Below are 11,371 nucleotides of genomic sequence, written 5' to 3'. Positions count from 1 at the left end.
TTCAGAGCGACGCGCCGACGTGGGTGATCAGGTCGGCGAGGCGGTTGGAGTAGCCCCACTCGTTGTCGTACCAGCCGGCGACCTTGACCTGGTTGCCGATCACCTTGGTGAGCGGCGCGTCGAAGATGCACGACGCCGGGTTGGTGACGATGTCGGACGAGACGATCGGGTCGGTGGAGTAGACGAGGTAGCGGCCGTCGGCGGCTGCCTTCACGATCTCGTTGACCTCCTCGACCGAGGTCTCGCGCGAGGCCTCGAAGGACAGGTCGGTCAGGGAGCCGGTCGGGGTGGGCACGCGCAGGGCGTAGCCGTCGAGCTTGCCCTTGAGCTCGGGCAGGACCAGGCCGATCGCCTTCGCGGCGCCCGTCGAGGTCGGGATGATGTTGAGCGCGGCGGCCCGCGCGCGGCGCAGGTCCTTGTGGATGTTGTCCTGCAGGTTCTGGTCGGCGGTGTAGGCGTGCACCGTCGTCATCAGGCCACGCTCGATGCCGAGGCCGTCGTTGAGCGCCTTCGCCATCGGGCCGAGGCAGTTGGTGGTGCACGACGCGTTGGAGATCACCGTGTGGGCGGCGGCGTCGTAGAGCTCGTGGTTGACGCCCATCACGATCGTGATGTCCTCGTTGGAGGCGGGCGCGGAGATAATCACCTTCTTGGCCCCGCCGCCGTCGACGTGAGCCCGCGCCTTGGTGGCGTCGGTGAAGAAGCCGGTCGACTCCACGACGACGTCGACACCCAGGTCGCCCCAGGCGAGGGCGGCCGGGTCGCGCTCGGCGAACGCCTTGATCTTCGTGCCGCCGACGACGATCGCGTCCTCCGTCGAGGAGACGTCGGCGTCGAGCGGGCCGAGGATGGAGTCGTACTTCAGCAGGTGCGCGAGCGTGGCGTTGTCGGTGAGGTCGTTGACACCGACGATCTCGATGTCTGCCCCGCTGGCTCGCACTGCGCGGAAGAAGTTGCGGCCGATCCGGCCGAATCCGTTGATGCCTACGCGGACAGTCACCGTTGTTGCTCCTCTTGTGTCAGCTGGGTGAGTCAGGGTGTGACGCAGATCATGCGTCCACTGACGACCCTAGCCTCGGCGCCCTGTTCGGCGCCGCCCCCCGTCCGCGATACGGGCAGGTAACAACACAAAGCCACACAAAACAACATTCCGGGCAGGGGGCAGCGCCACCACCGCGGTCGCGGACTCCGTCGTCCGCCCGGCGCCTCAGGCGTCGCCGGCCAGCATCTCCGGCGTCAAGGACGCCTCGGTGTCGGGGATGCCGAGGTCCTCGGCACGCTTGTCGGCCATCGCGAGGAGCCGACGAATCCGGCCCGCGATCGCGTCCTTGGTGAGCACCGGGTCGTGCAGCTGCCCGAGCTCCTCGAGCGAGGCCTGCTTGTGCTGGAGACGCAGCTCCCCCGCCATCCGCAGGTGGTCGGGCACCTCCTCGCCGAGGATCTCCATCGCCCGCTCGACCCGCGCACCGGCAGTGACGGCGGCGCGCGCGGAGCGGCGCAGGTTGGCGTCGTCGAAGTTGGCGAGCCGGTTGGCGGTCGCGCGGACCTCGCGACGCATCCGTCGCTCCTCCCACGCCATCAGCGTCTCGTGGGCACCGAGCCGGGTGAGGAGCTGCCCGATGGCGTCGCCGTCGCGGATCACCACGCGGTCGACGCCACGCACCTCGCGGGCCTTGGCCTGGATGCCGAGCCGGCGGGCCACGCCGACCAGCGCGAGCGCCGCCTCGGAGCCGGGGCAGGTCACCTCGAGGGAGGACGAACGGCCGGGCTCGGTGAGCGAGCCGTGCGCGAGGAAGGCCCCACGCCAGGCGGCGACCGCGTCACAGGCACCACCGGACACGACCGCGGGCGGCAGGCCGCGGACCGGACGGCCGCGCTGGTCGAGCAACCCGGTCTGGCGGGCCAGCGCCTCGCCGTCCTTGGCGACGCGCACGATGTAGCGGCTGCCCTTGCGCAGGCCGTTGCCCTGCACCATCACGACGTCGGAGGACTGGCCGTAGATCTCGGAGATGTCCTTGCGCAGGCGGCGAGCGGCCGCACCCGTGTCGAGCTCTGCCTCGACCACGATCCGGCCGCCGACGATGTGCAGCCCGCCCGCGAAGCGCAGGGTCGAGGCGACCTCCGCCTTGCGACAACACGCCTTGGTGACCGGGGTACTGGCCAGTTCCGCCTTCACCTGTGCCGTCATCGCCATGCGCCCGATCCTGCCACGTTGGTCAACAACCCCCGACGGCGACGACGACGTGATCGTCATGACTCCGGAGAGCTCAGCGCCCGCCGAAGATCCGGGAGTACGCCGCCGCCAGCTTCACGGGGTCGTGGCGCGGCGTACCGTCATCGGCGGCGACGTCGTCGACGACCAGCCGGGCGCCGAGGGCGTGGACCATCTCCTCCAGCTCGTGCAGGTCTCCCCCGACCGAGCCGGTGTCGGCGAGCACGGTGTGGATGTGTAGGTCGGGTGCGTGCTCGGCGAGGACCCGCAGGTGGTCGGCCGGCCCGAAGCCGGGCGTCTCCCCCTCCTGCTCGTCGAGGTTGAGCACGACGACCAGGCGCGCGTCCGTGCGGACGAGGGCCTCGCGCAGCGCCGGCACCAGCAGGTGCGGCAGCACGGAGGTGAACCAGGAGCCCGGCCCCAGCACGGCCCAGTCGGCGCCGGTGATCGCGTCGATCACCGCCGGGCTCACCTCGGGCGCGGCCGGGTCGAGGGCGATCGAGTCGATCACCCCGTCGGTCGTGGCGACCTCCACCTGGCCGCGCACCGACGTCAGGGCATCGGGGTCACCAGGCACCAGACCGCGCACCTCGGCGGTGATGTCCATCGGGGTGAGCGCCATCGGCAGCACCCGACCGCGGGCGCCGAGGAGCCGACCGACCCAGTCGAGCGCGTCGACGTGGTCACCGAGGAGCTCCCAGAGACCGACGATCAGCAGGTTGCCGACGACGTGGCCGCGCATCTCCCCGTCACCCTCGAAGCGGTGCTGGAGGACGCGGGCCCAGGTGTCGCCCCACTCGTCGTCACCGCAGAGGGCGGCGAGGGCCATCCGCAGGTCGCCCGGCGGCAGGACGCCGAACTCGCCGCGCAGCCGGCCCGACGAGCCGCCGTTGTCGGCCACCGTGACGACCGCGGTGAGCGTGTCGACGGTCAGGTCGTCGAGCAGGTGCCGGAGGGCGCTGAGCGACGCGTGCAGGCCGTGGCCTCCCCCGAGCGCCACCACTGCCTGGGCGCGCTGGTCACTCACGGCCGAGGTCGCGGTGGATCGCGCGGGCGACGAAGCCCTGGTCGCGCAGGCGGCGGGTGATCTCCTCGGTCATCGCCACGCTGCGGTGCTTGCCGCCGGTGCAGCCGATGGCCACGCGCATGAAGCGCTTGCCCTCGCGCAGGTAGCCCTCGGCGACACCGGTGAGGAGGGGCACGTAGGCATCCAGGAACTCCTCGGCCCCCGGCCGGCCCAGAACGTACGACGACACCTCGCCGTCCTGGCCGGTGCGCGGGCGCAGCTCGGGGACCCAGTGCGGATTGGGCAGGAAGCGCATGTCGGCGACATAGTCCGCGTCGACCGGGATGCCGTACTTGAAGCCGAAGCTGATCACGCTGACCCGCAGCCGGGTGGCCTCCTCGTTGCCGAAGGCGTCGGCGATCCGGTCGGTCAGCTGGTGCACGTTGAGGTTGCTGGTGTCGATGACGAGGTCGGCCTCGGAACGGAGGTCGCCGAGCACGACGCGCTCGCGCTGGAGGCCGTCGAGGAGGCGACCGCCGTGCTGCAGCGGGTGCGGCCGCCGGGCGGCCTCCTGCCGCCGGACGAGCACCTCGTCGACGGCGTCGAGGAAGACGAGGGTCGTGTCGCGACCGGTCGCACCGTGGGCGAGGACGCTGCGCAGGCTCTGGAAGAACTCACCCGAGCGGACGTCGACGACCACGGCCACGGGCTGGGCCGGTCCGTGGCTCTCGTCGACGAGGCGTACGACGTCGGCCAGCAGGCTCGGTGGCAGGTTGTCGACCACGAAGAAGCCGAGGTCCTCGAGCTCCTTCGCGGCGGTGCTGCGGCCGGCGCCGGTCATGCCGGTCACCACCACGAGCTGGCCGGGCGTGCTCTCACTCATGGACGTCATTGTGGTGCAGTCTTCGCCCGGCCCGCCTTCTGGGCCGCGGCACCGGTGTCCTCGCGGTCCAGCGCGTCCTTGATCGCGCTCGCGGTGCGCGGGCCCACCCCCGGCACGGCGGCGATCTCCTCGACCGTCGCCGCCCGCAGCTTGCGCAGCGACCCGAAGTGGCGCAGCAGGGTCCGGCGCCGGACCTCGCCGAGGCCCGGCACGCCGTCGAGGACGGACTCGACCATCGACTTCGACCGCCGGTTGCGGTGGTGGGTGATCGCGAAGCGGTGGGCCTCGTCGCGGACCCGCTGCAGCAGGTAGAGCCCCTCGGAGGTGCGCGGCAGGATCACCGGGTCCTCCTCGCCGGGCAGCCACACCTCCTCCAGGCGCTTCGCGAGGCCGCAGACCGGGATGTCGTCGATGCCGAGCTCGTCGAGGGCGCGCTGCGCCGCGGCGACCTGGGGCGCACCGCCGTCGACGACCACCAGCCCGGGCGCGTAGGCGAACTTCCGGGGGCGGCCGGTGTCCGGATCGACCAGCATCGGGCCGCTGCCGGTCTCCGGGTCGCCGGGCTTCAGCTCCGAGCGGGCCTGCTCGTCGAGCAGCCGGCGGAAGCGGCGGGTGATCACCTCGTGCATCGCCGCGACGTCGTCGGAGCCTTCCTGGTCGCGGATCACGAAGCGGCGGTACTCCCCCTTGCGAGCCAGGCCGTCCTCGAAGACGACCATCGACGCGACGATCTCGGTGCCCTGGATGTGCGAGACGTCGTAGCACTCGATCCGCAGCGGCGCCTCCTCGAGGTCGAGCGCCTCGGCGATCTCGGCGAGCGCCAGGTTGCGGGTGGTCAGGTCGCTCGCCCGCTTGGTCTTGTGCAACGCCAGGGACTCCGTCGCGTTGCGCGCCACCGTCTCCTGCAGCGTCCTCTTGTCGCCGCGCTGGGGCACCCGGATCTCCACCCGCGAGCCCCGCAGGTCGGAGAGCAGCTGCTCCCACGTCGCCGCCTCGGGTGGCAGCTGCGGGACCAGGATCTCGCGGGGTACGGCGTCGCGGGCGTCCTCGGCGGCGACGCCGGCGTAGAGCTGCAGCAGGAAGTGCTCGACCAGCGAGGAGGTGTCGCCGTCGTCCGTGCGGTCGGCCACCCACCCGCGCTGGCCGCGGATCCGCCCGCCGCGGACGTAGAACACCTGCACGGCGACCTCGAGCGGGTCCTCGGCGATCGCGATCACGTCGGCGTCCGAGCCGTCGCCGAACACGACGGCCTGCTTCTCGAGGGCCTTCTGCATCGCGCCCAGGTCGTCGCGCAGGCGCGCCGCCTTCTCGAAGTCCAGCGCGTCGCTGGCGGCGTACATCTCCTGCTCGATGCGCTTCATGAACGGTCGCGTCCGCCCGGCCATGAACTCGCAGAAGTCGTCGACGATCGCCCGGTGGTCCTCGGGCGAGATGTTGCCGACGCACGGCGCCGAGCACTTGTCGATGTAGCCGAGCAGGCAGGGCCGGCCGATCTGGCTGGACCGCTTGAACACGCCGTTGGTGCACGAGCGCATCGGAAAGACGCGGAGCAGGATGTCGACGGTCTCGCGGATCGCCCACGCGTGGCTGTAGGGCCCGAAGTAACGGGTGCCGCGGCGCTTGGCCCCGCGACCGACCATCACCCGGGGGAACTCGTCCGAGACCGTGACGGCGAGCCACGGGTAGGACTTGTCGTCGCGGTACTTCACGTTGAAGCGCGGGTCGAACTCCTTGATCCAGGAGTACTCCAGCTGCAGCGCCTCGACCTCGGTCTTCACGACCGTCCACTCGACCGACGCGGCCGTGGTGACCATCGTGGCGGTGCGCGGGTGCAGGTTGCCGATGTCCTGGAAGTACGACGACAGGCGGGCCCGCAGGCTCTTCGCCTTGCCGACGTAGATGACCCGGCCCTTCGCGTCGCGGAACCGGTAGACCCCCGGCTCCGTCGGGATCTCCCCCGGCTTGGGCCGGTAGCTCAACGGGTCGGGCACGCCCTCCACCCTACGGATCGGCGCCGACAACGCCTTACTAGGGAATGTCAGGTGGTTTACTGTGGTTATGGGTTGTCGCGACTCCTACGGTTACCCCCTGACCACCAGCCGGCCCGCTGCCGATGCCTACGTCGACGGTGTCCGCGACCTGCTGCGCCTGCGCTCCGGCGCCGCCACCCGGTTCGCCACCGCGATCGCACTCGACCCGACCTTCGCCCTCGGGCACGCGACGCTGGCGCTGCTCGGGCACGAGATGTGCGTGCAGGTCGACGTCCGGGCCCGCCTCGCCGACGCCAGGCTGCACGCGCAGCGCGCGACGGAGCGCGAGCGCAGCCACGTGCACGCCGTCGACCGGCACCTCCAGGGCGACCCCGGCCCGCTGGTGGCCCACCTGGCGTCGTACCCGAGGGACGCGGTGCTGCTCTCCGTCGCGATGCCGACGATCGCCTTCGCGGGCGTCACCGACCTGCCCGAGCAGGCGTGGCGGATCGTCGAGGCCGCAGCACCGGCCTACGGCGACGATGCGTGGATCAACGGGCTGATGGCGTTCGTGCGGCAGGAGCAGCGCCGCTTCGACGACGCGATGGACCTCGCCTGCCGGTCCCTCGCGGTGGAGCCCTCCGGCGGCCATGCGGCGCACGCCCGCGCCCACGCGCACTACGAGACGGGCGACCACGCCGCGGGACTGGCCTGGATGGACTCGTGGGTGCTCGGCGACGGTGCGGCCACCGACAGCCTCACCCACTTCTCGTGGCACGCCGCGCTCCACGAGCTCTCCCTCGGCGACGTCGCCGCCGTACGCCGCCGCTACGACGAGCAGCTCCAGCCGCGCCACGCCGTCGGCTGCCGGGCGCTGGTGGACACCGGATCGCTGCTGGTCCGCTGGGCACTGACGCCGGGCGGCGCCGTCGTACCTCCGCTGGACGAGGTCGTCGCGCTCACCGGGACCGCCGTCCTCGAGCAGCCGTCGACGGCCTTCCTCGGCATGCACGCCGCGGTCACCCTCCTGGCGGTCGACGACGCCGCCGGGCTCGACCGGCTGGCCCGCTGGTGCGACGGCCACGACGGCGCCACCCACCGCGAGGTCGTCGCGCCGCTCGCCCGCGCACTGCGGCTGATGGCGGGCGGACGCTGGAGCGAGGGCGCGGACCGGCTGGCCGCCCTCGCCCCGCAGGTCTGGCGGCTCGGTGGGTCCGACGCGCAGCGCGAGATCGTCGAGGAGGCCCGGATCGCCGCACTGCTCCGCGCCGGACGGTACGACGAGGCGCGGCGCCTGCTCGACGAACGGCTCGACCGACGACCGGCCGTCCGCGACGAGCGGTGGCGCGACGAGGCGCTCCGGGCGGATCAGGCAGCGAGGATCTTGTCGCCCTGAACGTCGATCTCGACCGACGCCAGTGCGGACGGGGCGGGACCGCCCTCGACCTCACCGGTCTCCGCGGAGTACGACGAGCCGTGGTTGGCGCACTTGATCGTCCCGTCCTCGACGGACGTGACCAGCAGGCCCTGGTGGGTGCACACCGCAGTGAACGCCTTGAACTCGCCCTCGGTCGGCTGGGTGATCACCAGCTTCTGCTCGGTGAGGATGATCCCACCACCGACCGGCACCTCGCTGGTCGAGGCCAGCTCGGCACCCGCGTCGACGGTGGGCGTCGATCCGCCGTCGTCGCCGCTCCCGGCGCAGCCCGCGAGTGCGACCGCGACGCCGAGGGCCCCGAGGCCCGAGAAGACGATGCGGCGGTGGACGACCGGCCCCGTCACGCCTTCACCACCTGGTCGCCGTCGACCTTGACCGCGACCTCCGCGAGCGGCGCCGTGGCCGGCCCGCCCTCGACCGAGCCGTCCGCGGCGGAGAACGTGCTGCTGTGGCACGGGCAGTGGATCGTGCCGTCGGAGACGGAGCCCACAAGGCAGCCCTGGTGGGTGCAGATCGCGGTGAACGCCTTGAACTCGCCCTCGGCCGGCTGGGTGACCACCAGCTCGTCGTCCTTGAGCACGACGCCGCCGCCCACCGGCACGTCCGCGGTCGCGACGAGCCCGCCGGCCGCGGGAGCCTGGCTGGTGGCCCCGTCGGCGGTCTCGGTGGTCGCCGCCGAGGTCGGTGCGCTGGTGGGGTCGCTGCTGGCGGGGTCGTTCGCCGTCGCCTCCCCGTCGTCGCCGCACGCAGCGAGAAGGGGGACGCCGACGCCGAGGGTCGCTGCTCCGGTGAGTGCGCGTCGCCTGCTCAGGGGGGCCGTCATGGCGCTCAGGCTACGGGCCCTTCCTGAGGGGACCCTATGAGCTCGCCGCGGCCTTCCGTGGCGTCCGCGTCGTGGTCTTCTTCGCCGCTGCCTTCTTCGCCGGCGCCTTCCTCACGGCTGCCTTCTTGGCCGGGACCTCCGCCTTGGGCGCCCGCTTCGGCGCGCCGGGCTGCTTCGCCCCGCGGCCGTCGAGCAGCGGCTTGAGGAACTGTCCGGTGTGGCTGGCCGCCACGGCGACGACGTCCTCGGGGGTGCCCTCGGCGACGACCGTGCCACCGCGCGAGCCTCCCTCGGGCCCCATGTCGATGAGCCAGTCGGCGGTCTTGATGACGTCGAGGTTGTGCTCGATCACCAGCACTGTGTTGCCCTTGTCGACCAGGCTGGACAGCACGCCGAGCAGCTTGCGGATGTCCTCGAAGTGCAGGCCGGTGGTGGGCTCGTCGAGCACATAGACCGTGCGCCCCGTGGACCGCTTCTGCAACTCCGCGGCGAGCTTGACCCGCTGGGCCTCGCCGCCGGACAGGGTGGTCGCCGGCTGGCCGAGCCGGACATAGCCCAGGCCGACCTCGACCAGGGTCTTCATGTGCCGCGCGATGGCCGGCACGGCCGCGAAGAACTCCAGCGCCTCCTCGATCGGCATGTCGAGGATCTCGGCGATGGTCTTGCCCTTGTAGTGGACCTCGAGCGTCTCGCGGTTGTAGCGGGCGCCGTGGCACACCTCGCACGGGACGTAGACGTCGGGCAGGAAGTTCATCTCGATCTTGATCGTGCCGTCACCGGCGCACGCCTCGCAGCGGCCGCCCTTGACGTTGAACGAGAACCGGCCCTGCTGGTAGCCGCGCATCTTCGCCTCGGGCGTCTGCGCGAACAGCTTGCGGACGTGGTCGAACACCCCCGTGTACGTCGCCGGGTTGGACCGCGGGGTGCGGCCGATCGGCGACTGGTCGACGTGGATCACCTTGTCGACGTGCTCGAGACCGGTGATCTTCTGGTGCCGTCCGGGGATCGCGCGGGCGTTGTAGATCTGCTTGGCCAGCGAGGTGTAGAGGATGTCGTTGACCAGCGTCGACTTCCCGGAGCCCGAGACGCCGGTGACCGCACAGAAGACGCCGAGCGGGAAGCTCACGTCGACGTTCTTCAGGTTGTGCTCGCGGGCGCCGTGCACCTTGAGCTCGCGGCCGACGGTCCGCGGACGGCGCACGGCCGGGACCGGGATCTCGCGGCGACCGGAGAGGTACTGCCCGGTCATCGAGTCGGGGTGCTCGAGGAGGCCCTTGACCGTGCCCGAGTGGACGACCTGTCCCCCGTGCTCGCCGGCCCCCGGGCCGATGTCGACGACCCAGTCGGCGACGCGGATGGTGTCCTCGTCGTGCTCGACGACGATGAGCGTGTTGCCGAGGTCCTTGAGCCGGACCAGGGTCTCGATCAGCTTCTGGTTGTCGCGCTGGTGCAGCCCGATCGACGGCTCGTCGAGCACGTAGAGCACGCCGACGAGGCCGGCACCGATCTGGGTGGCGAGCCGGATCCGCTGCGCCTCGCCGCCGGACAGCGAGCCGGACGGCCGGTCGAGCGAGAGGTAGTCGAGGCCCACGTCCAGGAGGAAGTTGAGCCGCTCCTGGATCTCCTTGAGCACGCGCTCACCGATCTGGCGCTCGCGGGCCGACAGGTCGAGGTCCCTGAGGTAGGCCGCTGCCTCGTTGATCGGCAGCGCGCACACCTCGGCGATGTTCTTGCCACCGCCGTTGGGGCCGTCCTTGGGGCCGAGGGTGACCGCCATCGACACCGGCTTGAGCCGGCTGCCGTGGCACACGGGGCACGGGACCTCGCGCATGAAGCCCTCGAAGCGCTCGCGGCTGGTGTCGCTCTCCGCCTCGCGGTGCCGGCGCTCGACGTACGTCCGCACGCCCTCGAAGTCGGCGTAGTAGGACCGCTCGCGGCCGTAGCGGTTGCGGGTGACGACGTGGACCTTGGTCGGGTGGCCCTCGAGGATCGACTTCTGCGCCCGCGGGGGCAGCTGCTCCCACGGGGTGTCGACGTCGAAGCCGAGCTCCTCGCCGAGCGCGATCAGCAGGCGGCCGAAGTAGTCGGCGACGTGGGCGTGGCTCCACGGCTGCAGGGCGCCCTCGGCCAGCGTCGCGGTCGGGTCGGGCACGACCAGCTCGGGGTCGACCTCCATCCGGGTGCCGAGGCCGGTGCAGGACGGGCAGGCACCGAAGGGCGAGTTGAACGAGAACGAGCGCGGCTCGAGGTCGTCGGTCTCGATCGGGTGCTCGTTGGGGCACGCCATCTTCTCGGAGAACTTCAGCTCCTGGCCGCTGTCGACCATGTCGAAGACGACGAGGCCCCCGGCCAGCCCGAGCGCGGTCTCGACCGAGTCGGTGAGCCGGCGCTTGGCCGTCTCCTTGACCGCGAGCCGGTCGACCACGACGTCGATGGTGTGCTTGTACTTCTTGTCGAGCGTCGGCGGGTTGTCGAGGCTGTGGGTCTCGCCGTCGACACGGGCGCGGGAGAAGCCCTGCGTCTGGAGCTGTCGGAACAGCTCGACGAACTCGCCCTTGCGCCCGCGCACGACCGGCGCGAGGACCTGGAAGCGGGTGCCCTCCTCGAGCGCCATCATCCGGTCGACGATCTGCTGGGGCGTCTGCCGCTCGATCGGCGCGCCACAGGTCGGGCAGTGCGGCCGGCCCGCGCGGGCGTAGAGCAGGCGCAGGTAGTCGTAGACCTCGGTGATCGTGCCGACGGTCGAGCGGGGGTTCTTCGACGTGGACTTCTGGTCGATCGAGACGGCCGGCGAGAGGCCCTCGATGAAGTCGACGTCGGGCTTGTCCATCTGGCCGAGGAACTGCCGGGCGTACGCCGACAGCGACTCGACGTAGCGGCGCTGGCCCTCGGCGAAGATCGTGTCGAACGCGAGGCTCGACTTGCCCGAGCCGGAGAGGCCCGTGAACACGATGAGCGAGTCCCGCGGGAGGTCGATCGACACGTCCTTGAGGTTGTGCTCGCGCGCCCCACGGATGATCAGCTGATCCTGCACTACCG

General features: G+C 71.5%; 9 protein-coding genes. 1 reads left to right on the top strand and 8 read right to left on the bottom strand.

The features are described from left to right. Position 1: 1 nt before the first annotated feature. The 5 genes from gap to uvrC all read right to left on the bottom strand — a co-directional run bounded on the left by gap (position 2) and on the right by uvrC (position 6,092). The gene (gap, locus tag AC2YHB_RS06420; protein WP_179651423.1) at positions 2–1,000 is read right to left on the bottom strand and encodes a type I glyceraldehyde-3-phosphate dehydrogenase; all 999 of its coding nucleotides are present in this window, start codon (positions 998–1,000) and stop codon (positions 2–4) included. Between the two features lie 207 nt (positions 1,001–1,207). Continuing rightward, the gene (gene whiA, locus AC2YHB_RS06415) at positions 1,208–2,194 is read right to left on the bottom strand and encodes a DNA-binding protein WhiA (RefSeq protein WP_036545945.1); all 987 of its coding nucleotides are present in this window, start codon (positions 2,192–2,194) and stop codon (positions 1,208–1,210) included. Positions 2,195–2,267: 73 nt separating this feature from the next. Further along, a complete protein-coding gene (locus AC2YHB_RS06410; RefSeq protein WP_179651424.1) occupies positions 2,268–3,239 on the bottom strand; it encodes a gluconeogenesis factor YvcK family protein in 972 nt (323 codons plus the stop codon). Continuing rightward, a complete protein-coding gene (rapZ, locus tag AC2YHB_RS06405) occupies positions 3,232–4,101 on the bottom strand; it encodes an RNase adapter RapZ (RefSeq protein ID WP_179651425.1) in 870 nt (289 codons plus the stop codon). Before rapZ ends, AC2YHB_RS06410 begins: the two co-directional genes overlap by 8 nt. A 5-nt stretch (positions 4,102–4,106) precedes the next feature. Further along, entirely contained in the window at positions 4,107–6,092 is a 1,986-nt protein-coding gene (gene uvrC / locus AC2YHB_RS06400; protein ID WP_051932318.1) for an excinuclease ABC subunit UvrC, read from the bottom strand. A 67-nt stretch (positions 6,093–6,159) separates the two neighbouring features. Here uvrC and AC2YHB_RS06395 point away from each other — a divergent pair, with 67 nt between their 5' ends. Beyond that, positions 6,160–7,467: a tetratricopeptide repeat protein gene (locus AC2YHB_RS06395; protein WP_179651426.1), complete on the top strand. Its 1,308-nt coding sequence runs from the start codon at positions 6,160–6,162 to the stop codon at positions 7,465–7,467. On the opposite strand, the gene AC2YHB_RS06390 is transcribed toward AC2YHB_RS06395, so the two are convergent. The 3 genes from AC2YHB_RS06390 to uvrA are packed head-to-tail and all read right to left on the bottom strand — an operon-like array spanning position 7,440 to position 11,366. Next, complete coding sequence (locus AC2YHB_RS06390; protein ID WP_051932299.1) at positions 7,440–7,853, bottom strand: Rieske (2Fe-2S) protein; 414 nt, start codon at positions 7,851–7,853, stop codon at positions 7,440–7,442. The genes AC2YHB_RS06395 and AC2YHB_RS06390 overlap by 28 nt on opposite strands. Further along, the gene (locus tag AC2YHB_RS06385) at positions 7,850–8,332 is read right to left on the bottom strand and encodes a Rieske (2Fe-2S) protein (protein WP_179651427.1); all 483 of its coding nucleotides are present in this window, start codon (positions 8,330–8,332) and stop codon (positions 7,850–7,852) included. The genes AC2YHB_RS06390 and AC2YHB_RS06385 overlap by 4 nt, the downstream gene beginning before the upstream one ends. Positions 8,333–8,366: 34 nt before the next feature. Then, positions 8,367–11,366 (bottom strand): excinuclease ABC subunit UvrA, encoded by a 3,000-nt coding sequence (uvrA, locus tag AC2YHB_RS06380; protein WP_179651428.1) that lies wholly within the window; start codon positions 11,364–11,366, stop codon positions 8,367–8,369. Positions 11,367–11,371: the final 5 nt, after the last annotated feature.

It is taken from the genome of Nocardioides sp. SRI_004 (genome assembly GCF_057586415.1).
The sequence above is the reverse complement of the archived record's forward strand: the minus strand, read 5'-3'. Positions and strand labels throughout refer to the sequence as shown.

Coding starts and splice junctions, on each gene's coding strand:
- whiA (WP_036545945.1), bottom strand. CDS start 2,194: ATGGCGATGACGGCACAGGTGAAGGCGGAACTGGCCAGTACCCCGGTC.
- rapZ (WP_179651425.1), bottom strand. CDS start 4,101: ATGAGTGAGAGCACGCCCGGCCAGCTCGTGGTGGTGACCGGCATGACC.
- AC2YHB_RS06395 (WP_179651426.1), top strand. CDS start 6,160: ATGGGTTGTCGCGACTCCTACGGTTACCCCCTGACCACCAGCCGGCCC.
- AC2YHB_RS06385 (WP_179651427.1), bottom strand. CDS start 8,332: ATGACGGCCCCCCTGAGCAGGCGACGCGCACTCACCGGAGCAGCGACC.